Source organism: Novosphingobium sp. SG751A, from assembly GCF_013149295.1.
GTDB lineage: Bacteria > Pseudomonadota > Alphaproteobacteria > Sphingomonadales > Sphingomonadaceae > Novosphingobium.
The window spans coordinates 88,711-111,333 of the sequence record NZ_JABGCB010000002.1 but is presented as its reverse complement, the minus strand read 5'-3'; the positions used below and the strand labels follow the sequence as shown (position 1 = coordinate 111,333).

Sequence of the window (22,623 nt, the reverse complement as noted above, 5' to 3'; positions counted from 1 at the left end):
GAATGAAAATTCCCTTATTTTTCAGGTTTATATAACGCTACGCTCAACGGCAATTTATTACCAAATCATTACCAAACCACCTCTGAGAGCACGTCAATTCCGTAATTTCCCGAGGTTCGCCATGGGTGGAAAACGACCCTTCCCGCCGATTCCCGCATACAGAGATTCGCGAATCCCGCATGATTCCCGTTATTTTGCCCGATTGTTGCGCCAAGGTGCCGCCCGGTGGCGCATTTTCCCGACTACGGCAGGTCTTCCCGCAGGTGGCACAGTTTCCCGCCGGTGGCAGGTTTTCCCAAAAGTGGCAGGTTTTCCCGCGCCGATCTGCGCGCGCGGAGAAGAACGCCGATCAATGCGGCGCGGCGGGCGTCACGCGGGGCGATGCGCCCGCTTGCACCTTGCCCGCATCGGGCGAAGGAATGACGCCAATGTCGGCCAGAGGATCGCTGCTGCCCCCCGCGCTGGTGCTGGCCTGCGCGCTGGCGGCGGCGGCATCGTTGCGCCGCGCATTGTCCATGATGATATTGGCCAGCCCCACCAGCAGCAGCATCAGCGACAGGCCGAACAGGCCCACCTGCAAACGCTGCACCATCTGCGCGCGGATTTCGCGCGGGGTGCGCTCAAATTCCGAGGTGGCCGGATCGCTTGGGGTGGAAATCTCCGTCATCGCGCGGATCTTACTCCATCACGCCAGCCAAGGAAAGACCGGCAGCCCCTTCGCCTCAAGCCACGCCTTGTTATAGAGCGTGGAGAGATAACGCAGCCCGGTGTCGCACAGGATCGTGGCGACGCGCGCGTCCTTCTTGCCCTCGGCCACCAGCTTGCGCCCCAATGCCACCGCCCCCGCGACATTGATCCCGCTCGACAGGCCCAGCGCAAGGCCTTCCTCGGCCAGCAGGCGGCGGACCCATTCGAGCCCTTCCGCGTCCGACATGCGGAATTGCGTGTCGATCGGCGCCCCGTCCAGATTGGCGGTGATCCGCCCCTGCCCGATGCCCTCGGCCACGCTGCTGCCTTCGGCCTTCAACTCGCCATGGGCATAGTAATTATACAGCGCCGCGCCATAGGGATCGGTCAGCGCAATGGTGATGTTCTCATCAAACGCCTTCAGCCCCAGCCCGACGCCCGCCAGCGTGCCGCCCGTGCCCGCCGCGCAGGTAAAACCATCAAGCCGCCCTTCCATCTGTTCCCAGATTTCCGGCGCGGTCGATTCGATATGGGCCTTGCGGTTGGCGGTATTGTCGAACTGGTTGGCCCAGATCGCGCCCTCGGTTTCCTCGGCCAGACGGCGCGACGTATGCACGAAATGCCCCGGATTGCTGAAGGGCGCGGCCGGCACCAGCACCAGCTCGGCCCGCAGCGCGCGCAACGTGTCCATCTTCTCGCGGCTCTGGGTTTCGGGCATGACGATGATCGTCTTATAGCCCAGCGCATTGGCGACCAGCGCGATGCCGATGCCCGTATTGCCCGCCGTACCCTCGACAATCGTGCCGTCGGGCTTAAGCGCGCCCGAGCGCTCCGCATCGCGGATGATCCACAAGGCGGCGCGATCCTTCACGCTCTGCCCCGGATTGGCAAATTCGCACTTGCCCCAGATCTCGCAACCTGCCGCCTCGCTCGGCCCTTTCAAAAGGACCATCGGGGTGTTGCCAATCAGATCGAGGGTGTTTTGATAAACGGGCGCTTTCGTCATGCCGCCCTAGGTAGGGGCGCCTTGCGCAACGCGCAATGCATTTGCGCAAGGCACCCCTAAAGTCAGGCTTTTAAACCCGCGCGCGAAACCCGGCGCGGCCCCAAAAGATCAGTCCGCCTCGGCAATCGTCACGCGCATGCCGTCGATGGCGTCGGTCACGGGCAACTGGCACGACAGGCGCGAATTGCCGTCGCGGTGGTCGCTGCTGTCCAGCAGGTCGTCTTCGTCGGCGCTGATCGCGGGCAGCTTGTCGGCAAAGGCCGGGTCGATATGCACATGGCACGTCGCGCAGGAGCAGCAGCCCCCGCACAGCGCCAGCAGATCGTCAAAACCCGCATCGCGAATCACTTCCATCACCGTGCGGCCGGTCTGGGCCTCGACTTCCTTTTCTTCACCCGCACTATTGACGATCACCAGCTTCGGCATATCAAATCCCTCTGTATGATGCGCAGTTATATGAAGCGCAGCGCAACGGCGCTTGGCCACGGCTGCTATCGGCAAGCCGCCGGTTTGGCAACAGGCCGAATTGCGCAAAATTTTGTCATTTCCATTCACGAAACGGGCACAAATGGGACTTTCGGCAGAAGCGATTGAAAAGGGGCTGAATGCCATTGCGCAAACCACGCCGGGCATTGCGCAAGCGCTCGGCCGGGTGGGATTGCCCGAGCCGCGCATCCGCGCGCGCGGCCATGCCACCATGCTGCGCACCATCGTGGGGCAACAGGTTTCAGTAGCCGCCGCCTCGTCCATGTGGGCCAAAATGGTGGGCGTTGCGGGCGAGGAGGCTGATCCATCCGCGCTGCTGGCCGCCGATTTCGATACTTTGCGCGCCTGCGGCCTCTCGCGCCAGAAACAGTCCTATGCGCGGTCGCTGTGCGAAATGGTGCTGGCGGGCGAACTCGATTTTTCCGCCCTGCCCGCCGATGACGAGGAAGCCATCACCCTCCTCACCCGCATCAAGGGCATCGGGCGCTGGTCGGCCGAAATCTACCTCCTCTTCGCCGAAGGCCGCCCCGACATCTGGCCCGCCGGCGACCTTGCCGTCCAGATCGGCCTTGGCAAATTGCTGGGACTGCCAGAGCGGCCAAGCGAGAAGCAGACGCGGATATTGGCCGAAGGGTGGCGGCCCCATCGGGGCGCGGCGGCGATCTTTACGTGGCATTGCTATAACAATGCGGCTTTGTGATTGTTTTGATTAAGGAAAGTCAAGATGCGAGGGACTCGTCCCTCGCGCTCCCATTACTGTCTGCGTAGCGCAAGGGCGGCGGCGTTGCGTGTCGGACGCGAGGTTGAAATGGAAAGCCTGCGGCGCGGACAGGCCTGACCCTACCGCGCCGCAGGCTTTCACTCCTCTAAACACCCCCTGGCCAGCCTCCCCCCATTAACGGGATTGCAAAGGGCCCCCGCCCTTTGCCCGCCGGAGGCACATCAAAGCCCGCCGGAGGCAAAACCTTCTTCTTGGCAGCCCCCCCACTTTTCCCTATCGCCACCCCACCATGACCGCCACCGCCCTCACCGCCACTGATCTGTGCTGCCGCCGCGGCGACCGCTGGCTGTTTTCGGGCCTTTCTCTGGGCTTGGCGCGGGGACAGGCGCTGCATGTTCTGGGGCCGAATGGGCTGGGCAAATCCAGTCTGATGCGGATGCTCGCGGGCCTGCTCCCGCCCAGCCCCGATCCGGTCAGCGGCATCACTGGCGCCATCGCGTGGGACGGCCCGCTGGCCCTGATGGACGAGCGCCACGGCCTTGATCTGGGCCAGCCTCTGGGCGCGGCGCTGGCGTTTTGGGCGCGGGTCGATGGGCCGGTGCCCGATGAAGCCATCAACGGGCTGGGCTTGGCCAATCTGCTCGACGTGCCGGTGCGCTATCTCTCCACCGGCCAGAAGAAGCGCGCCGCCCTTGCCCGCCTGATCGGCCAGAACGCGCCCAACTGGCTGCTGGACGAGCCTTTGAACGGGCTGGACGTGGCCGCCTGCGCGATGGTCGAACGCATGATCGCGCGCCACTGTGCGGGCGGAGGCGCCTGCATTATCGCCTCGCATCAATCCCTTGGCATCCCCGGACTCACCCGCCTCGACCTTGCCGAGTACGCGCTGTGAAGGGGGCCGCCCTCCTCGCCATCCTGCGCCGCGATCTGCGCCTGCTCCTGTTGGGCAGCGGGGGCGGAGGCGGCATCATGCTGCCCATCCTGTTCTTCCTTGCCGTCGCCATCATCTTCCCCTTCGCCGTCGGACCGGACCCCAAACTCCTCGCCCGCGTGGGCGGAGGCGTGATCTGGCTGGCCGCGCTGCTGGCCGCGATCCTGCCGCTCGACCGCCTGATCGAGCCCGACCGCGAAGCCGGCCTGTTCGAGCAATGGGCCCTGCGCGGCATCTCCGAAGAAGTCATCGTCGCCCTGCGCCTGCTGGCCCACTGGCTCTCCTTCGCCCCGCCCCTCATGCTGGCCACCCTGCCCGCCGCCGCGCTGCTCGGCCTCGACGCGCGCACCATCACCCTCGTCGAACTGGGCCTCCTTGCCGGAACCCCCGGCCTTGCCGCCGTGGGCGTAGCGGTGGCCACCATCACCGCAGGGTTGAAAGGCGGCGCGGCGCTGGCGGGCCTGCTCTTCATCCCCCTATGCGTGCCATTGCTCATCTTCGGCGCAGGTGCGCTGGCCATCGGCGGCGAGAGCGGATTGGCGCTGGCGGGCGCGGCCAGTCTGGTGCTGGTGGCCTTGACGCCTTTTGCCGGGGCGGCGGCGTTGCGGGCGGGCAGGTAGAAGTTTGCCTCCGGCGGGCAAAGGGCGAGGGCCCTTTGCAATCCCGTTACTGTCGGCGTTGCGGAGGAACTGCAACGGTGCGTTTGGAGGCGAGGACGAGAAAGGCAGGTAAGCCGCTTCGCGGAAAGAAAATAGGCGTTGCGCAAAACGGGGCTACAGTGGACATGAGAGATGCCGTTTTTTCCGTGTTTCCACGATGGTGGTGTCGATGACCGATATACTCAGTAGCGCTTTGAGCTTGAGTATTTGGCTGTGCGTGCTGCTTGCCAGCCAATATCATTGGAGAGGGCGCGTTGTGCTCGCCGTATTCGGCTTCCTCATTGTGCTGAAAGCCGCAGAATTGATCTCGCCATTAGAAATCAAGGTGCAATCGCGTTTAGGCCGCCCACTCAATATTGGAATGGAGTGTGCGACCTTGGTGCTGATTGTGTGGTCTTTGTTCAACCATGCCAAGCCGAAGCCGCCCAAAACAAATTGATACCCCAGCCCTGCGACCATCCCCCGCCGCGCAGCGGCCTTCAAACCCGTCACCTCGCCCCAAAACACCACGCCGCCACCCACGCGCCACCCCATAACGGGATTGCAAAGGGCCCCCGCCCTTTGCCCGCCGGAGGCAAACCTCCCCCCTTTAAACAAACCTCCCCGGTCCAAACACCCCCGGATCAACCTCGCCCGGCTCCTGCCCCAAGAGCAACCGCGCCGCCATCTCCGCCGCAGCGGGCGCGGTCTGGATGCCAAACCCACCCTGCCCCGCGCACCAGAAAAAGCCCGGCACCGAAACATCCCAGCCATAGACCGGCAACCGATCCGGCGCGAAGCTGCGCAACCCCGCCCAGCGATGCTCGACCGCCTCGACGCGCCAGTCGACCACCCCCTCAAAGCGATCGATCGCCACGGCCACGTCGATTTCCTCGGGCGCCGCATCGCAGGGCGGCACGGGCGTTTCATCGTGCGGCGTCAGCCAGAGCCGTCCGCCCTCGGGCTTGAAATAGAACGTCCCACCCATGTCCATCACCAGCGGCATGGCGGCCTGCGCTTCGGGCGAAACACGGATCTGGGCCATAGTGCGCCTTAACGGCTGAATACCCACGGGCCGCGCCCCGGCCATCGCAGCCACCTCGTCCGCCCAGGCGCCCGCCGCATTGACCAGCACCCCGGCGCGGATCTCGCGCCCATCCTCAAGGCTCAGCGCCCAATCGCCATCACGAGACGCAGCCGCCAACCGCGCCCGCGTCCACACCTCGCCCCCGCCGCGCCGAAAGGCAGAGAGGTAATGCTGATGCAGCCCCGCCACATCGATGTCGCGGCATGACGGCTCGGCAAGGCCCGCCACCCATTGCGGATCGAGGCCCGGCACCTGCGCCTCCATCCCCGCGCGGTCCACGGCGGGCAGATCGACGCCAGCGCCTGCAAAATCCTCGGCAAATTCCTCCAACGCGGCCAGATCCTCACGCCGCGCCAGATGCAGCCCGCCGCGCGGATGCAGAAAGCCCAGTTCCTCCAGCACCGGCCCGGAGGCCAGCGTCAAAGGCTGAACCTGCGGCCCGCCATAGGTTTCCTGCCAGAAAGCCGCGCTGCGCCCGGTGGAATGGTATCCGGGGCGGTCCTCGCCCTCCAGCATGACCACAGACCCCGCGCCGCGCGCCAGCAAATGCGCGCCCAGCGAGGCGCCCGCCATCCCGGCGCCCACGATTGCTATATCAAACCTCTGGCTCATCGCCCGACCCAAGCCGCTCAAAGCGCGCGGGTCAAGTCCGGTGTCACAGGCTGGGCCACATGCTCGCTCAGAAAGGCCTCGATCCGCTCCATGGCAGGCTCGCGCACCTCGTCCACCTCGCGCAGGATCTCATGGGCGGCCTCGGGGCCGAAACTCATGATCTCGCCATGGGGCAAGCGCCGCGCCGCCTTCAGATTGGCCCGGTGGCACACCAGCCCATCGGCGGCGGTCGACAGGATCAGCACCGGCGTCTCGACCCGCTCCAGCACGCCGGGCGCCATGAACGTCTCCATCGAGCGCAGCCCCGCCGCCATCCAGCCCCAACTGGCCGGGCCCATCGCCAGTTCGGGCCGCACCGCGCGCCAGTCCATCTCCTGCTGATAGCGCCGCGCGTCATGGGTCAGCAGCCCTTTGCGCGCATGGAGCGAGCTGGCCGGTTTTTCCCCGCCATTCCACGCCGGACGCCGCGCATCGCCCAGTTTGAGCATCGCCCAGCCCAGCATCTTTTGCGACCAGAAAGGCGCCCCCCCCGCCGCAAAACCCAGCATTGGCGCCGAAAGCACCAGCGCATCGGGATCGACCCGCCCCTGCGCCAGTGCGCGCAGCGCCAGATGCCCGCCCATCGAATGGCCGATCAGCACCACCGGCCCCGACCTTTCGCCCCGCCATTGCCGCCAGAACGCGGCCAGATCCTCGACCCACACCGAAAAATCATCGACATGCCCGGTAGTCGCATCCATCCCCAGCCGCCCCGACCCGGCCTGACCGCGCCAGTCGAGGCTGGTCACATGCCACCCGGCATCGCGCCATTCCTCCAGCGACTCGAGGTATTTTTCATAGAAATCGCCCCGTCCGGGCATGAACAGCAGGCTGCCGCGCAGAACATGGCGAGGGGAAAGATCGATTCGACGGATCGGCCAGCCATCGGGCGCCATCCAGAATTGCTCAACACCGCCCTCGGGAAGTTCCATTAGCACCTCTTTTCCGCCTTGCCGCCCGTCAGCCCCCCGATTGCGCCCGCATCCGCCATTTGCGCGCCTTGCGTTGGTTACTGTTTGGTAAGTCATCACCACTAAACCGGAACCCTGATCCACCCAGAGGTCCGCATGCTTGGTTTCTCCTTTTCCTACGGTCTGCTGATCGGCTTGGCAATCGCGCTGCTGGTGGCTGCCTATACCGATATGCGGCGGCGCCAGATCGACAACTGGCTCAATGCCGGGATCGCCCTTGCCGCGCCGCTGTTCTGGTGGGCCTGCCATATGGGCATGGCCGAAATCGGCTGGCAACTGGCGCTGGCGGGCGGGGCCTTTGTGGTGCTGGCCGGATTGTTTGCGATCGGGGCCATGGGCGGGGGCGATGTCAAGCTGCTGGTGGCGCTGGCGCTGTGGATCAAGCCGGTCTGGTTTGCCCAGTTGCTGATGGTGATGGCGGTGTCGGGCGGCGTGCTGACGGTGGCTCTGGCCGCATGGCATGTGGCGCGGCGCCATCCGCACAGGCCATCGATTCCCTATGGCGTTGCCATTGCCCTTGGCGGGCTGTGGGTGATCGCATCGGGCTATTTATTTCCCGCCGCCGGAACCGTTCTGGCGGGGTGATCGAATGTTAACCAATTTATCGGATATTTCCGGTCGTTCTGCCGTTAATGCGTAAGGGGCTTGTTCCGCGATGGATAGACGAAGGCTGATGCTGTTGATTGGCGCGATGGTCATCGCGATCGGCACAGCGCTTGCTGCCCGCAGCATGCTCTCGGGCGGAAACGTGGCCCCGGTCGTTCAGGCCGCGCTGCCCGTGGCGCCCACCGGCCCCAAGGTTCTGGTGGCCCAGCGCGCGCTGCCCCCCGGCACGATCATCACGGCCGACGCGGTCAATTTTCAGGATTGGCCGGGCAACCTGATGAAGGAAGCCTATTTCGTTGACGGCAAGATCGACATGAACAAGCTGATCGGCACGGTGGTGCGCTATCCGGTCACCGCGGGCCAGCCGCTGACGCAAGGCGCGCTGGTGGCGCCGGGCGACCGGGGCTTCCTTGCCGCCGCGCTGGGCGCGGGGATGCGCGCGATCACCATCACCGTCTCGGAAAAGTCGGGCGTGGCGGGCTTCATCTTTCCGGGCGACCGGGTGGACGTCATGCTCACCCAGACCATTCGCGGCAATGGCGGCGACGCGCAATCGCTTAACGTGACGGAAACCGTGCTGCGCAATCTGCGCGTGCTGGCCACCGACCAATCGACCGAAAACCAGACCAACGAGGGCAAGACCGTGGTACGCACCTTCCACACGGTCACGCTGGAGGTCACGCCCAAGATCGCCGAAAAGATCGAGGTGGCTCAGGCCGTGGGCGCGCTCAGCCTGACGCTGCGCAGCCTTGCCGACAATCAGGGCGATCTGGACCGGGCGATCGCCAATGGCGCGGTCAAGCTGCCCGAGGGCGCATCCAAGGCCGATGAGACCCGCCTGCTGGCCGGCGCCGCGCGCCGTCCTGCTTCGTTCAGCAACAGCGGATCGGGCGGCGAATCGATGACCACCGGGGCCGAAGTTTCGCGTTTTCAAAAGCGCACCCTGCCCGCCAGCGGCCCGACCATGCCTGCAGCAGGCGGCCCCTCGATGGGCGCGCCGGTGGTGGCGCGAGTGAACAACAATGGCGTGCGCGTGATCCGCGGACGCGACAGTCAGACCGTTTCCATGGGCGCCAATGGCCAGCCGGTTGCCGCGATTGCCAATGGCATGGGCGCGGCGGGCAACGCCTTTGGCGGCGGTGCATCCGGCCCTCTGGCCCAACCTTGAGATGAGAGGCCACAAGATGCAGCACCGCCTCACCCTTCCACTGTCTGGCCCTCTGGCCGCCATCGCGCTGGCCTCGGCCTGTCTGGCAGGCCTTGCGCCTGCCACGCTGAGCGCGGGGCCTGCCCATGCGGTCAAAAAGCCCGCCGCAAAGCCGGTTATGGCCCCCGCCAACGGCCCCAGCCGCGAAACGATGCGCGACCTTGGCGCGCGTGCCTATGCCCCCGTGGCGATCAGCGGCCCTTCGGCGGCCATGGCGGTCGCGCTGGGGCGCGGACAACTGGTCAATCTGCCCGGCCCGATGAAGGATGTCTTTGTCGCCGATGACAAGATCGCCGATGTTCAGGTCAAATCGAACAACCAGCTCTATGTCTATGGCCGCAGCGCGGGCGAGACGACGATCTATGCCAGCAATGCGGCAGGGCAAGTGATCTGGTCCACCAATGTGCGCGTGGCCAGCAACATCGACAGCGTCGACCAGATGCTGAAAGTCGCCATGCCCGAATCGCACATCAATGTGGCAACGCTGAGCGCAGGCACCTATCTGCTGACCGGCACCGTGGGCGCACCCGAGGATGCGGCCGAGGCCCAACGCCTCGTCACCGCCTATCTTGGCAAGGAAGCCAATGTCATCACCCGCCTGAAAACGGCCACCCCGCTTCAGGTCAACCTTCAGGTGCGCATCGCCGAAGTCTCGCGCTCGCTGACCAAGACGCTGGGGTTCAACCTGACCACCATGGGCAATGGCGGCAACGGATTCCAGTTCGGCGTTTCGCAGGGCCGCTCCTTTACCACCTTCACCCCCGGTTCGCCGCTGAATGTGGGGGGGACAGGAAAATATTATGCGAACACCCCCAACGGCGTCCAGGAAAAGGACGCCACATCGCTGTCGGCCCTCTCCACCGCCACCACGCTGGCCGGTACCGGCACGCTGCTGGGCGTAAACATTCTGGGCGCGCTGGATGCGGGCGAACAGATCGGTCTGGTCACCACGCTGGCCCAGCCCAACCTGACCGCGCTGTCGGGCGAGACGGGCGAGTTTTTGGCGGGCGGCGAATTTCCGATTCCGATCTCATCGGGCCTCGGCACGGTCTCGATCGAATATAAGAAATATGGCGTCAGCCTGAGCTTTACCCCCACCGTCCTGTCCGACGGGCGGATCAGCATGCGTGTGCGCCCCGAGGTTTCCGAACTCTCCAGCCAGGGCGCGGTCACGCTCAACGGCTATTCGATCCCCGCGCTTTCCACCCGCCGCACCGAAACCTCGGTCGAGCTGGGTTCGGGGCAAAGCATGATGATCGGCGGCCTGTTGTCAAACAAGGCAAGCAACACGATCCAGAAAATGCCCGGTGCGGGCGATCTGCCGGTGCTGGGCGCCTTGTTCAAATCCACCAGCTTTACCAAGGGCGAGACCGAACTGGTGATCGTCATCACCCCCTATCTGGTCAAGCCGGTCAATGATGGCGACATCAAGCTGCCCACCGACGGCATGCAGACCGCCAATGACATCCAGCAGGTGGCCGCCAATATGTTGAGCGAGGGCAAGAGCGGGGCGGAACGTCCCAAGCCGACCCTCAAGCCCTCCGAAGGCGAGAACGCGCCGCCCAAAAAGGTGAGCGCCGCCCCCGAAACCAAGGCGGGCAAACGCGCCGTGGCCGGCGAAGCAACCCAACCCGGCTTCAGCCTGAACTAAAGCGAGGCAGCGATGAACAGGATCTCTTCTCCTTTGTCCGGGCGCCTTTGGGGCGGAGCCGCGCTTGGCCTGTCGCTGATGCTGGCGGGATGCGGCGGCGTGGCGGAAAACCGGATGCTCTCCAGCGTCAATCAGCCCGTGGTCAGCCACAACAGCTTTGCCCTTGATGTCATCACCGGGCCGGGCGGCATCTCGCGCGCCGAGGCGCAGCGCCTGTCGGGCTGGTTCGATGCGCTGGGTCTGCGCTATGGCGACCGGGTAGCGATTGACGATCCGCTCAAAAGCGAGGCAACCCTTGGCGCGCTTGCCGAACTGGTCGGGCGGCGCGGCTTGCAGATCAGCCGCGAGGTGCCGGTGGGCGAAGGCAGCGTGAACGCGGGCATGGCGCGCATCGTGGTGACGCGCGCGGTGGCCAGCGTGCCCAATTGCCCCAACTGGTCGGACAACAGCGAAAGCAATTTCAACAATGCCACCAGCCATAATTACGGCTGCGCGGTAAACGGCAATCTGGCCGCGATGGTGGCCGATCCGGACCACCTGCTTTCGGGCGCGCGGGCCAAGGGCCAGACCGTGGTGATGACCAGCAACAAGGCCATCGACGCCTATCGCGCGGCCAAACCATCGGGCGATGGCGGCAATGCGGTCAAGAAGGTCGGCACCGGGGGGAGCAATTAAGCCATGAACGCACCGTGGAAACCCGGATCGGCGCAAGGGCGCGACAGTTTCGCCGCCTATGTCTGCGACGAGGCAACGCTGGACGTGATGCGCCCGCTGGCCGCCGATTTCGGCTGGGCGCCGGAAAAATGCACGCGCGGGGGCCTGCGCAGCGCGGTTCAGGCGCTCTCGGTCAGCTCCTCGCCCTCGATCCTCGTGGTTGATCTGTCGGAAAGCGGCGATCCGCTGGGCGATATCAACGCCTTGGCCGAGGTGTGCGAGCCCGGCACGGTGGTGATCGCCATCGGCCAGGTCAATGACGTGCGCCTCTATCGCGACCTGCTGGGCAGCGGCATCCACGATTATCTGCTCAAGCCCCTCTCCTCGGGCCTGATGCGCGACGCGCTGGTTCAGGCGCAGAACATGCTCAACGCCCCGCGCGCCAGCGAGGCCGGATCGGACACGCCGCATCTGAGCACCGCCGTCATCGGCACGCGCGGCGGTGTCGGCGCCTCGACCGTGGCCAGTTCGATCGCATGGCTGTTTTCCACCGACCACAAACAACCCACCGCCCTGCTCGATCTGGACATCCATTTCGGCACCGGCGCGCTCAGCCTCGATCTGGAGCCGGGCCGCGGCCTGACCGACGCCATCGAGAACCCCAGCCGCATCGACGGACTGTTTATCGAACGCGCGATGATCCGGGCGGGCGAACATCTCTCGCTGCTCTCGGCCGAGGCGCCGATCAGCCATCCGCTGCTGACCGACGGTTCGGCCTTTGTCCGGCTGGAGGAAGAATTCCGCCACGCCTTTGAACACACGGTCATCGATCTGCCGCGCAACATGCTGATCAATTTTCCGCATGTGCTGGCGGACGTGAATGTCGTGCTGCTGGTGACGGAGCTGACGCTGGCGGGCGCGCGCGATGCGATCCGCATCCTGTCGTGGCTGCGCGCCAATGCATCGCACGCGCAGGTGATGGTGGTGGCCAACCGCGTGCAGACCGGCATCGCCGAAATCAGCCGCGCCGATTTCGAAGCCTCGATCGAGCGCAAGATCAACGTGGTGATCCCCTTTGACGTCAAGGCCGCCGTCCATTGCGCGAAACTGGGCCAGACCTTTGCCGAGGCCAACCGCGCCACCAAGGCAGGCGCGGCGCTGCGCGATCTGGCGCTCTCGGTCAAATCGCTGATCGCGGTCGAGGCCAAGGAAGGCACGGCCCAGCCGGAACGCAAATCGCTGCTGGGCAAGATCGATTTCATGGCGCTGCTGAGCGGCAAGAAGGACGGGGCGAAAGAAAAGGCGCGCTGATATGGACACGGTCCAGATCCTGCTGATCACTTTTGGCGCGGGCGGCGTGCTGATGCTGCTGGCGCTGGCCTTTGGCGGGCCTTCGCCGGCCAAGGAAGGCGCGCGCCGGTTGCAATCGGTGCGTTTCCGCCATTCCGAAAGCGCGACCGACAAGGTCGAGGCGCAGATGCGCCGCGCCCTGGCCCAGCGCCGCCCGATGATCAGCAACGATGGCCGCCCGCGTTCCCAGCTCGAAATGCTGGCGCTGCGCCTGCACCGCGCGGGCAAGACATGGACCGTCCGGCAATATATCCAGGCCTCGGCGGGCCTTGCGGCGGTGGTGGCGCTGCTGCTCTGGCTCAAAAGCGGATCGCTGATGCTGGCGCTGATGGTGGGTCTGCTGGTGGGGGCGGGCGTGCCGCATATGGTGGTGGGCTATCTGATCCGCAAACGCTATGATGATTTCACCGCCAAATTTCCCGACGCCATCGAATTGCTGGTGCGCGGCCTGCGCTCCGGCCTGCCGGTGACCGAAACGCTGGGCATCGTCTCGACCGAAGTGCCCGGCCCTGTGGGTCAGGAATTCAAGCTGGTGACCGAACGCATCAAGATCGGGCGCGGCATGGACGAGGCGCTTCAGGACACCGCCGACCGGCTCAACATGGCCGAATTCAACTTTTTCTGCATCACCATCGCCATTCAGCGCGAAACGGGCGGCAATCTGGCCGAAACACTGGGCAATCTGGCCGATGTTTTGCGCAAACGCGCCCAGATGAAGCTGAAGATCCGCGCGATGAGTTCGGAATCGAAAGCTTCGGCCTATATCGTCGGTTCGCTGCCTTTCATGGTATTTCTGATGATCAACTGGGTAAACCCGCAATATCTGGCCGGTTTTTTCACTGATGATCGCCTGATCATCACCGGCCTTGGCGGGCTGACATGGATGGGCATCGGCGTGTTCATCATGGCCAAAATGGTCAGCTTCGAGATCTAAAGGGGGCAAGGCGATGGACCAGACTGCGGCGCACCCCCATATTCTGGGCTTTGATGTGTTTTTCGTCGGCACGCTGCTGGCGGGCGTGGCCGCGATCATGGTGATGGTGGCGATCTATGCCGCGCTGACCGTGCGCGATCCGATGCAGAAGCGGGTCAAGGCGCTCAACGAAAGGCGCGAGCAGTTGAAGGCGGGCATCGTCTCGCACACGCCCAAAAAGCGCGCCAATATCGTGCGCCGGTCGGACACGACCGATGCGATCCGCATGATCCTCGACAAGCTGAAAGTGTTGCAGGACAGCCAGTTGGCCGATGCCCAGCAAAAGCTGGCGCAGGCAGGCATCCGCAACAAGGAATGGGCGGTCGCGATCATCTTTGGCCGCATGGTGGCGCCGATCATCCTGGGCGGTCTGGCGGCAATCGTGATCTATTGGATCAATTATTTCCCGCTGTGGACCGATTTCAAGAAATTCATGGGCTTTGCCGCCGCCGTCGTCGGGGGCTACAAAGGCCCCGACATTTACGTCCAGAACCTGATTACCAAGCGCACCGCCGCGATCCGCAAGGGGCTGCCCGATGCGCTCGACCTGTTGGTGATCTGCGCCGAGGCGGGCCTGACGGTGGACGCAGCCTTTTCGCGCGTGGCCAAGGAACTGGGCCGCGCATACCCTGAATTGGGCGATGAATTCGCGCTGACCGCCATCGAATTGTCCTTCCTGTCCGAACGGCGCCAGGCGTTTGAAAATCTTGCCTATCGCGTGGCGCTCGATTCGGTGCGCGGGGTGGTGACCACCATGATCCAGACCGAGCGCTACGGCACCCCGCTGGCCTCGGCGCTGCGCGTGCTCTCGGCCGAATTCCGCAACGAGCGCATGATGCGCGCCGAGGAAAAAGCCGCGCGCCTGCCCGCGATCATGACCGTGCCGCTGATCCTGTTCATCCTGCCGGTGCTCTTCATCGTCATCCTTGGCCCGGCGGCCTGTTCGATTGCCGACGCCTTCAGCAGCGGCCCGGCGGCAACGAAGAAATAATCCTGTCCTACAGCAAACCATTCCGGTTATAAGCCGCCACCATCCCGCGCCATGATCCGCATCGGGGGCCGTCGACAGCCCCCATCGGACCCCGGCAAGGGAGGACCGGCAGGCAATGCGGGGCAAAGGCGGCGGCATCACAGTCGCCAGCGCGCCCAACCGCCAAAAAGCCAGCGGGATCAAGACGATGGACGGAAGCCTGCGAGCCCGCCCGCCATCCACCCAGCTGATGAGGGCCGAGCAGGGACACCGGCGTTTCCCCTGCCATTCGCCAAAACGCGCCACACCGCCGCCCTTGCGCACCAAGGCGGCCCGCCATGCCTGCCGGTCCACGGCCCTTTATCCGCATTGGCCCGCGGAGGCGACGCTATGGTCGCCTCAGATTTCCCGGTGCGATTCGAGGTATTTCTCAGGAATGCGCAGGATCTCGGCGGCAATCTGGGTCTCGCGCAGAAAAAGCCACAGGCCCCACATCAACAGCGCAACCGAGATCAGAAAGCCCCCCGCCGCCACGCGCTCCAGCGGCACCGACACCATCTCCTCCAGAAACAGGATCGCCACCGTCAGCCCGATGCACAGACCCGACATCACCAGCACGCGAATAGCCTTGGTGTTCAATTGGATACGCAGATCCACCTGACGCATTTCCAGCACCACGATGTCATGCGCCGCCCCGGTGGTTTCGCCATAGAGCTTTTGCAAAGCGCGCGCACGATCCACGATCCGGCCCAGCCGCGTGGACAGGATGTTCATGATATTCCCAATCGCCACCAGAACGAAAACCGGGGCAAGGGCAAGCTGGATAGTATGCGCAATCATGGCTTCGTTTCTAATTCATGGGCGCGCCAAACCCAAGGCCCCCCGATTCCTATTCACAGGAACCAGCTCTGCTTCCACCCAAAGACCGATTCGACCGCCCGCCCGGCCCCGTCGCGCGCGGGATTGAAACGGAAGCGCTCCATCGCCATCCGGCAGGTCAGCGCGTCGGCGGCGGGATCGCGGCTGGGCCGGTGGATGCGGCAGGCAACCGGGCGACCATCGAGACCCACCGTGATCGCCACGATGACATAATCGCCGATCCGTGCTTCGCGCCCCTCGCGCGGATAGTCGCGGGCGGTGATGGTTCCGGCGATCTTGACGGCCGGGCCGCCCCCGCCCTGCCCCATGCCGCTGCCCCCCGCGCCGCCGCCATCGCCCGATGGCGCGGCGCCCGTCCCCGCCCCGCTGCTCGCGCCCGAGGATTGCGCGGCGCCGGTGCCGGCCACGGAGGGCGCCACGGCGGGACGCAGGGCAAGTGCGGCCTTGGGCGCGATCACCGGGCGAGGGATGGCCTTGTCGCCAGCGGCCCCCTTGGGCGCGGCAGCCTGCGGTTTGGGTTGCGTCTGAGGTTTGGGTGCGGGCGGCGGCAGAGTGAAATCGACGCTTTCCATCGCCCCCGCCGCGCCATCAGGCACCCCCTCCACCCCGCGGCCCAGCCCCAGCAGGGCCAGCAGCACCAGCCCCTGTATCCCGCCCGCCAGCATGGCGGCGCCAAGGCGCACTCGATAGGAAGGTTGCTCCATCACGGTCAGTCTAGCACCAACGCCCCGCTGCGCGCCAAAGCAAAAAGGGGCGGAAAGCCTAAGCCTTCCGCCCCTGTATCCGAAACCTGAAACAGGCTTACTTCTTCAGCGTGCCCAGATAAGCCACGATGTTGGCGCGCTCGGCCGCATCGGGGATCACCATCGCCATGCGGCTGCCAGGCACCAGCTTGGTCGGGCCGGCAATCCACTGATCGATCAGCGCCGGGGTCCAAGCCTTGCCATAGGCCTTGAGCTGGGGCGAATACATCGCGAAATCGGTGGTGCCGGCCTTGCGGCCAACCACGCCCAGCAGGTTGGGGGCCATGGTGGGCTTCTGGCCCGCGCCGATCACGTGGCACAGCTGGCACTTGGTCTTGAACGAGGCCGCGCCCTTGACCGGGTCACCGGCAGCAGCAGCAGGAGCGGCAAAACCGAGAGCCATCGTGGCGGCAGCCACCAGCGCGGCAGCGGGGGTAAACAGTCGCGACATCGTCATTCATCCTCTTTTCAAGCGAAAGGCCCGGAATATGCGATTCATCAAGAATCATCCCGACCGTCCTTTTCATCGGCGCTCATGCCCGCAAAGTGGCGGGGAAAGCAAGCGTTGAGAAAGGCCCGATCGCGTTCATAAACAACGCGAACCTCTGGCATTTTCTCTGGCCTTGCCGCCCCTTGTCCCACAATGCGCAGTTTTGCGCTGTACGGCTCTTATCGGACAAAATGGCTGTCGGCGCGCTGAATAGGAATTACAGCCTTTCGATCTTCTGCGTGGCCTCATCAATGATGCGCGCCACTTCGAAAGGCAGATCCTCGCCCGCCCCATCGCGGCCCAGCCGCTCCATGATCGCCGCACGCAGATTGTGGACCGCGCGGCGCACCGGGGCGCCATCGGTCCGCTCGGCCTGCGCGGCCAAGGCCTTCAGCCGGGCAAAGAGCGCCTCGATCTGTTCGGTCTTACCCTCGATTTCGCCGCGGCCAAGGTCGCTGATGGCAAACAGGCGGCGCTTGCCCCCTGCGGTGTCCACCTCGACCACCAGCTCCATTTCGCTCAGCATCACCAGCAGCGGGTAAAGCACGCCGGGGCTGGGCTGATAGGCGCCGCCCGATTGCTCGGCAAAGGCACGGATGATCTGATAGCCGTGCTGGGGCGCATCGGCCAGCAGCGCGAGGACCAGCAGGCGCAATTCATCGCCGTCATACAGCTTGCCCCGGCGTCCGCCGAAGCCGCGCCCGCCGCCCCGGCCGCCAAAGCCGCCCCCGCCGAAACCGCCCCCGCCAAAGCCACCGCGCCCGAACGGGCCGCCTTCAAAGCCGCCGTCAAACCCGGCGGCAAAGCGCCCGTGATGGTCGTGATGCCCATGTTGGCGATGGCCGTGATGGCCAAAGCCGTGGGCGCCCTTGCGCCCGTGTTTTCCGATGTTCGATCCGAACATTGCATACTCCTTCATATCGGTCATGAAGCCGAATGTAGGAGAATTCTAAAAACCTTCAAGATATATCTTTAAAAAAATTCCACCCGCCGATTGTCCCGGTCGATCCGCCACCCCTGCCGCCTGTGGGGATCATGCGAAACATGGGCGACATAGCCCGCCCCCCGCGCCTCCCAATCAGCCGCCGCCATCGCCTCCCAATCGCGCCGCAACCAGCGCCCATCACGCGGAAATTGCGCGAAATCCCCGGCTCGCCGCTGGGCCGAAAGCGCCGCGACATAATCCTCCAGCGCCTCGTCCCGCGCGGCCCAATCGACCCAGCCGATCGCGCTGTCCTGACAATAGGCATTGTTGTTGCCCTGCTGGGTGCGGCCAAATTCATCGCCTGCGGTCAGCATGATCGTGCCGGTCGAGGCGAACAAAGTACCCAGCAGCGCGCGCATATCCGCCCCACGCCGCGCGTTCACCTCGGGCGAATCGCTGGGCCCTTCCACGCCGCAGTTCCAGCTGTGATTCTCGCCATGGCCGTCGCGATTATCCTCGCCATTGGCATGGTTGTGGCGATGGGCATAGGCCACCAGATCGGCCAGCGTGAAGCCGTCATGGGCGGCCAGAAAATTGACGCTGCGGCATTGCTGCTCGCCAAACACATCCGCGCTGCCCGCAAGGCGCGTGGCCAATGCGCCCAGCGAACCCTCACCCTTCCAGAACCGCCGCACATCATCGCGAAACGCATCATTCCATTCCAGCCAGCCCGCCGGAAAGCGCCCCAACTGATAGCCGCCCGGGCCAATATCCCACGGCTCAGCAATCATCACCCGGTCGGCCAGCAGGGGATCGGCGGCAATTTCGGCAAAGATCGGCGCATGGGCGTCAAACCCCGGCCCCCGCGCGAGAACCGGCGCCAGATCGAAGCGGAACCCATCCACTCCGCATGTGGCCACAAAATGCCGCAACGCCGCCAGCGTCAGTTCGCGCACCGGCGCATAGGCGAAATCCAGCGTATTGCCGCAACCCGTATCGTTGATCAACGCCCCCGCCGGGGCATGGGCATAGGCCGCATTATCCAGCCCGCGCAGCGACAATACGCCGCCCAGCACATCGCTCTCGCCGCTGTGGTTGAACACCAGATCGAGGATCACCCCGATCCCCTCGGCCCGCAGCGCCGCCACCGTCTCGCGCAATTCGGCCACCCCGCCAGGGCACAGGCCGGGATCCAGCGCCATCATCGCCACCGGATTATAGCCCCAGAAATTGCGCAGGCCCAAAGGCGGCAAATGACGCTCATCCAGCCAAGCCACAATCGGCATCAGTTCCACCGCGCCCACGCCCAGTTTTTTCAGATGCGCGATGATCGCGGGATGGGCCAGCGCCCCCACCGTGCCGCGCTGCGCCTGCGGCACATGGGGGTGCAGCAGCGTGAAGCCGCGCACATTGACCTCATAAATCAGCCCGCCGGGTGCGAAACAGGGCGGCAGAGGCGAGACCGGCGGCATCTCGCCCGGCACAATCGCGCGGGGCACAATCGCGCCCGTATCCGCGCCATAAAGCGCCAGCCTCGGGTCCTGAACAAAGCGCCGGTCCAGCTCCACCGCATAGGGATCGACCAGCAATTTGGCCGGATCGAACCAGCGGCCATTACGCGGATCCCACATGCCATCGGCGCGATAGGCATAGCGCGCGCCTGCCCGGTTTCCGGGCAGGCTGACGCACCAGTCATCGCCGTCGCGCGTCATGGCGATCCGCACCTCCGCCTGCCCTTCAAACAGACAGAGGCACACCGCATCGGCCAGCGGGGCGCGCACCGAGAAATGGGTCGCGCCTGCCTCTGCCCACGCGCCGTAACGCGCCATCAGGTGATGACGCTGGGCTCGGTCCGCCCGGTGTGGCGCGAGATGCCCGCGATGCCGTCTGCCGCCGCGATCAGATCGGCCAGCTTGACCGGTGTCTCGCCCGCCAGATCGCCGCCCACAGGCTCATATCGCTCCAGATAGACGCGCAGGGTTGCCCCTTCGGTGCCCGTGCCCGACAGGCGGAAGACGATGCGGCTGCCCCCGACGAACAGGATGCGCACGCCCTGATTGGTCGAGATCGAGCCATCGACCGGATCGGTATAGGCAAAATTGTCCGCGGTCTCGATAGTCAGCCCTTCGAAACTCTGCCCCGGCAGGGTGGCCAGCGCACCGTTCAATTCACCCATCAATGCATTGGCCGCCTCGGTGGGCAGGCCCTCGTAATCGTGGCGGGCATAGTAATTGCGCCCGAATTTGGCCCAATGTTCCGCCGCGATCTGCGCCACCGGCTGCTTGCGCACGGCCAGAATGTTCAGCCAGAGCAACACCGCCCAGAGCCCATCCTTTTCGCGCACATGGTCGCTGCCGGTCCCGGCGCTTTCCTCGCCGCAGATCGTGGCCATGCCCGCATCGAGCAGATTGCCGAAGAATTTCCAGCCCGTGGGCGTTTCAAAGGCCGGGATGCCAAGGCTCTGCGCCACAAGATCGGCCGCCGCGCTGGTCGGCATCGACCGCGCAATACCCTTGAGGCCCCCCGCATAGGCGGGCGCCAGATGGGCATTGGCCGCCAGCATCGCCAGCGAATCCGAAGGCGTCACGAAAATCCCGCGCCCCACGATCAGGTTGCGGTCGCCATCGCCATCGGATGCCGCGCCGAAATCAGGCGCATCGGGGCCAAACATCGTTTCAAACAATTCATGGGCATGGACCATATTGGGGTCCGGGTGATGCCCGCCGAAATCCTCCAGCGGCACGCCATTCTTCACCGTGCCCGGCGCAAAGCCCAGACGCCGCTCCAAAATCTCATGCGCGTAAGGGCCGGTCACGGCATGCATAGCATCAAAGCTCATCGTCAGCCCGCCGGCGACAGCAGCACGGATCGCTCCGAAGTCGAACAGCTTTTCCATCAGCGCCGCATAATCAGCCACGCTGTCGATCACCTCGACCGCCATGCCCGCCACATCACTCACGCCAAGCGTGTCCAGATCGATGTCGGCCGTATCCACCGCGCGCCACTCGGTGATTTCCGTGCTGCGCTGATAGATCGCCTCGGTCACGCCCTCGGGCGCGGGGCCGCCATTGGCGATGTTATACTTGATGCCGAAATCCTCGTCCGGCCCGCCCGGATTATGGCTGGCCGACAGGACAAGACCGCCGCTGGCGCCATATTGGCGGATCACGTTGGAGGCCGCAGGCGTGGACAGGATGCCCCCCTGCCCCACCAGCACGCGCCCATAGCCATTGGCCGCGGCCATGCGGATCGCCTGCTGGATCACGGTGCGGTTGTGATAGCGCCCATCGCCGCCGATCACCAGCGTGGCCCCATCGCCCCGCTCAACCACATCAAACACGCTTTGGATAAAGTTTTCCGCGTAATTGGGCTGGGCGAAGACCTTCACCTTTTTGCGCAGGCCCGAAGTGCCCGGCTTTTGCCCGGCAATCGGCTGGGTAGCCTGAGTGATGACCTGTGGGGTCGCAATTGTCGCGGTCATGCTGGCGAATACTCCGAGGCGATGGAACGATACAGATCAGCATAGGTGCCGCCTGATTGTGTCCACGTAAAGTCCGAAAGCATCCCCGCCTTTTGCATGGCGCGCCAGACATCCTGTTTATGATAAAGCGAAATTGTCCGCGCGATCGCCTCGCACAGGGCATCATGGTCGACCGCATCGAATTGCACGCCCGTAGCCGCCCCGGCCTTGAGCGCGGCCAGATTGGCATCGACCACCGTATCGGCCAGCCCCCCCGTGCGCGCCACCACCGGCACGCAGCCATAGGCCAGCCCATATAATTGCGTCAGCCCGCAAGGCTCGAACCGGCTGGGCACGAGGATGGCGTCGCCCCCCGCCTGCATCCGGTGCGAGAGCGCCTCATCATAGCCGATGCGCAGGGCGATGCGGCCCGGATGGCGCGCGGCGGCAGCGGAGAGTTCACCCACCAGCCCCGCATCGCCCGACCCCAGCAGCGCCAGACGCCCGCCCAGCCCGGCCAGATGGTCAAGGCACCCGGCCAGCACATCCATGCCCTTTTGCCATGTCAGGCGGCTGACCACGATAAACAGCGGGCCATCGTCGGATTCGAGGCCGAATTCCTTTTCCAGCGCTCGCTTGTTCGCCTGCCGTTTGGCAAGGCTGCGCGCGGTGAACTGGCTCTTGATCGCAGGGTCGGTGGCCGGATTCCATTCGGCCGGGTCGATGCCGTTGACAATGCCATGCACCTGCGCGCCCCGGCTGCGGATCAGCCCTTCCAGCCCCATGCCGAAATGCGGCTCGCGGATTTCCAGCGCATAGGTGGGCGAAACGGTGGTGATCGCATGGGCAGCCTCAAGGCCGGCCTTGAGCATGCCCACGCCGCCGTGATATTCCACGCCATTGACCGCCCATGCCTGTGGCGGCAATCCGATCTGGTGAAACAGCGCGGCGGGGAAATGGCCCTGAAACGCCATATTGTGGATGGTCATCACGCTGGGCACAGAACGCCCGGCATAGGGCGCGAATTTGAGATAGGCCGGGGCCAGACCCGATTGCCAATCATGGGCATGGAGGAGGTCGAACTCCATGCCCTCGACAATGCCCCCCGCCACATCGGCCGCCGCCCGCGCAAAGACGGCAAAGCGCAGGCCATTGTCGGGCCAGTCCTGCCCCGCCTCATTGCCATAAGGCCCGCCGGGGCGATCAAACAGCGCCGGGCAATCGAGCACCAGCACCGGCGCGCCATCAGCCGCCCCATCCAGCGTTCCGGCCAGCAGCCGCGCGCGGTGGCCAAAGATCGCCTCCCATTCGTGGAGAACCTTTGGCCCCGCCGGTTTGGCGCGTTTTGATTTTGGCGCGGGATATTGCGCCCCCAGCCGCGCCAGCACCCCCGGATAGCCCGGCAGCATCGTGGTCATCGCCACCCCATGCGGGGCCACCGCGGCGGGCAGCGCGCCCGCCACATCGGCCAACCCGCCGGTCTTGATGAAAGGCACGGCCTCCGAGGCGAGGCTGAGGACGCGCAGGGTCATGGCTC

At 65.0% G+C, this 22,623-nt stretch carries 23 protein-coding genes; 11 read left to right on the top strand and 12 right to left on the bottom strand.

Annotated features, from left to right (window positions below; all coding sequences use genetic code 11):
- Positions 1-349: 349 nt before the first annotated feature.
- The 3 genes from FHW96_RS02940 to FHW96_RS02930 all read right to left on the bottom strand — a co-directional run bounded on the left by FHW96_RS02940 (position 350) and on the right by FHW96_RS02930 (position 2,119).
- Positions 350-667 carry a hypothetical protein gene (locus FHW96_RS02940; protein WP_172338991.1) on the bottom strand — a complete coding sequence of 106 codons (318 nt, stop codon included), beginning with the start codon at positions 665-667 and terminating at the stop codon, positions 350-352.
- 18 nt (positions 668-685) lie between these two features.
- Positions 686-1,693 (bottom strand): cysteine synthase A, encoded by a 1,008-nt coding sequence (locus tag FHW96_RS02935; protein WP_172339070.1) that lies wholly within the window; start codon positions 1,691-1,693, stop codon positions 686-688.
- A gap of 108 nt (positions 1,694-1,801) precedes the next feature.
- Entirely contained in the window at positions 1,802-2,119 is a 318-nt protein-coding gene (locus FHW96_RS02930) for a 2Fe-2S iron-sulfur cluster-binding protein (protein WP_172339069.1), read from the bottom strand.
- 142 nt (positions 2,120-2,261) lie between these two features.
- On the opposite strand from FHW96_RS02930, the gene FHW96_RS02925 reads away from it, so the two are divergent.
- The 4 genes from FHW96_RS02925 (at position 2,262) to FHW96_RS02910 (ending at position 4,929) form a co-directional block, all read left to right on the top strand.
- On the top strand, positions 2,262-2,879 hold the full coding sequence (locus FHW96_RS02925) for a DNA-3-methyladenine glycosylase (RefSeq protein WP_172339068.1): 618 nt from the start codon (positions 2,262-2,264) through the stop codon (positions 2,877-2,879).
- Between the two features lie 310 nt (positions 2,880-3,189).
- Positions 3,190-3,792, top strand: a complete 603-nt coding sequence (gene ccmA, locus FHW96_RS02920; RefSeq protein ID WP_172339067.1) for a heme ABC exporter ATP-binding protein CcmA — start codon at positions 3,190-3,192, stop codon at positions 3,790-3,792.
- Positions 3,789-4,451, top strand: a complete 663-nt coding sequence (locus FHW96_RS02915; RefSeq protein WP_172339066.1) for a heme exporter protein CcmB — start codon at positions 3,789-3,791, stop codon at positions 4,449-4,451. The genes ccmA and FHW96_RS02915 overlap by 4 nt, the downstream gene beginning before the upstream one ends.
- Before the next feature lie 208 nt (positions 4,452-4,659).
- Positions 4,660-4,929: a hypothetical protein gene (locus FHW96_RS02910; protein WP_172339065.1), complete on the top strand. Its 270-nt coding sequence runs from the start codon at positions 4,660-4,662 to the stop codon at positions 4,927-4,929.
- Positions 4,930-5,079: 150 nt separating this feature from the next.
- Here FHW96_RS02910 and FHW96_RS02905 read toward each other — a convergent pair whose 3' ends face one another.
- Both FHW96_RS02905 and FHW96_RS02900 read right to left on the bottom strand, forming a co-directional pair.
- Positions 5,080-6,168, bottom strand: coding sequence for an FAD-binding oxidoreductase (locus FHW96_RS02905; RefSeq protein ID WP_172339064.1), 1,089 nt, complete (start codon positions 6,166-6,168; stop codon positions 5,080-5,082).
- A 17-nt stretch (positions 6,169-6,185) separates the two neighbouring features.
- Complete coding sequence (locus tag FHW96_RS02900; protein ID WP_172339063.1) at positions 6,186-7,139, bottom strand: alpha/beta fold hydrolase; 954 nt, start codon at positions 7,137-7,139, stop codon at positions 6,186-6,188.
- A gap of 135 nt (positions 7,140-7,274) precedes the next feature.
- On the opposite strand from FHW96_RS02900, the gene FHW96_RS02895 reads away from it, so the two are divergent.
- From FHW96_RS02895 to FHW96_RS02865, 7 genes are all read left to right on the top strand, one after another.
- Positions 7,275-7,763: a prepilin peptidase gene (locus tag FHW96_RS02895; protein ID WP_172339062.1), complete on the top strand. Its 489-nt coding sequence runs from the start codon at positions 7,275-7,277 to the stop codon at positions 7,761-7,763.
- Between the two features lie 70 nt (positions 7,764-7,833).
- Positions 7,834-8,952, top strand: a complete 1,119-nt coding sequence (gene cpaB / locus FHW96_RS02890) for a Flp pilus assembly protein CpaB (protein ID WP_172339061.1) — start codon at positions 7,834-7,836, stop codon at positions 8,950-8,952.
- Between the two features lie 16 nt (positions 8,953-8,968).
- On the top strand, positions 8,969-10,642 hold the full coding sequence (locus FHW96_RS02885; RefSeq protein WP_172339060.1) for a type II and III secretion system protein family protein: 1,674 nt from the start codon (positions 8,969-8,971) through the stop codon (positions 10,640-10,642).
- A 12-nt stretch (positions 10,643-10,654) separates the two neighbouring features.
- Positions 10,655-11,317, top strand: a complete 663-nt coding sequence (locus FHW96_RS02880) for a CpaD family pilus assembly protein (RefSeq protein ID WP_172339059.1) — start codon at positions 10,655-10,657, stop codon at positions 11,315-11,317.
- A gap of 3 nt (positions 11,318-11,320) precedes the next feature.
- Positions 11,321-12,607, top strand: a complete 1,287-nt coding sequence (locus FHW96_RS02875; protein ID WP_172339058.1) for a pilus assembly protein CpaE — start codon at positions 11,321-11,323, stop codon at positions 12,605-12,607.
- A 1-nt stretch (position 12,608) separates the two neighbouring features.
- Positions 12,609-13,580 (top strand): type II secretion system F family protein, encoded by a 972-nt coding sequence (locus FHW96_RS02870; RefSeq protein ID WP_172339057.1) that lies wholly within the window; start codon positions 12,609-12,611, stop codon positions 13,578-13,580.
- A gap of 13 nt (positions 13,581-13,593) precedes the next feature.
- Complete coding sequence (locus FHW96_RS02865; protein ID WP_172339056.1) at positions 13,594-14,610, top strand: type II secretion system F family protein; 1,017 nt, start codon at positions 13,594-13,596, stop codon at positions 14,608-14,610.
- 378 nt (positions 14,611-14,988) lie between these two features.
- Here the strand turns inward: FHW96_RS02865 and FHW96_RS02860 are convergent, their stop codons facing one another.
- The 7 genes from FHW96_RS02860 to glgA form a co-directional block, all read right to left on the bottom strand.
- Positions 14,989-15,429: a DUF2721 domain-containing protein gene (locus tag FHW96_RS02860; protein ID WP_172339055.1), complete on the bottom strand. Its 441-nt coding sequence runs from the start codon at positions 15,427-15,429 to the stop codon at positions 14,989-14,991.
- A 53-nt stretch (positions 15,430-15,482) separates the two neighbouring features.
- Positions 15,483-16,172: a TonB family protein gene (locus FHW96_RS02855; RefSeq protein WP_253950726.1), complete on the bottom strand. Its 690-nt coding sequence runs from the start codon at positions 16,170-16,172 to the stop codon at positions 15,483-15,485.
- Positions 16,173-16,269: 97 nt separating this feature from the next.
- Complete coding sequence (locus FHW96_RS02850) at positions 16,270-16,668, bottom strand: cytochrome c family protein (RefSeq protein WP_246404413.1); 399 nt, start codon at positions 16,666-16,668, stop codon at positions 16,270-16,272.
- A gap of 250 nt (positions 16,669-16,918) precedes the next feature.
- Positions 16,919-17,629, bottom strand: a complete 711-nt coding sequence (locus FHW96_RS02845) for a PadR family transcriptional regulator (protein WP_253950706.1) — start codon at positions 17,627-17,629, stop codon at positions 16,919-16,921.
- A 44-nt stretch (positions 17,630-17,673) separates the two neighbouring features.
- Positions 17,674-19,455 carry a glycogen debranching protein GlgX gene (gene glgX, locus FHW96_RS02840; protein ID WP_172339053.1) on the bottom strand — a complete coding sequence of 594 codons (1,782 nt, stop codon included), beginning with the start codon at positions 19,453-19,455 and terminating at the stop codon, positions 17,674-17,676.
- Positions 19,455-21,107 (bottom strand): alpha-D-glucose phosphate-specific phosphoglucomutase, encoded by a 1,653-nt coding sequence (locus FHW96_RS02835; RefSeq protein ID WP_172339052.1) that lies wholly within the window; start codon positions 21,105-21,107, stop codon positions 19,455-19,457. The genes glgX and FHW96_RS02835 overlap by 1 nt, the downstream gene beginning before the upstream one ends.
- Positions 21,104-22,618 carry a glycogen synthase GlgA gene (gene glgA / locus FHW96_RS02830; protein ID WP_172339051.1) on the bottom strand — a complete coding sequence of 505 codons (1,515 nt, stop codon included), beginning with the start codon at positions 22,616-22,618 and terminating at the stop codon, positions 21,104-21,106. The genes FHW96_RS02835 and glgA overlap by 4 nt, the downstream gene beginning before the upstream one ends.
- Positions 22,619-22,623: the final 5 nt, after the last annotated feature.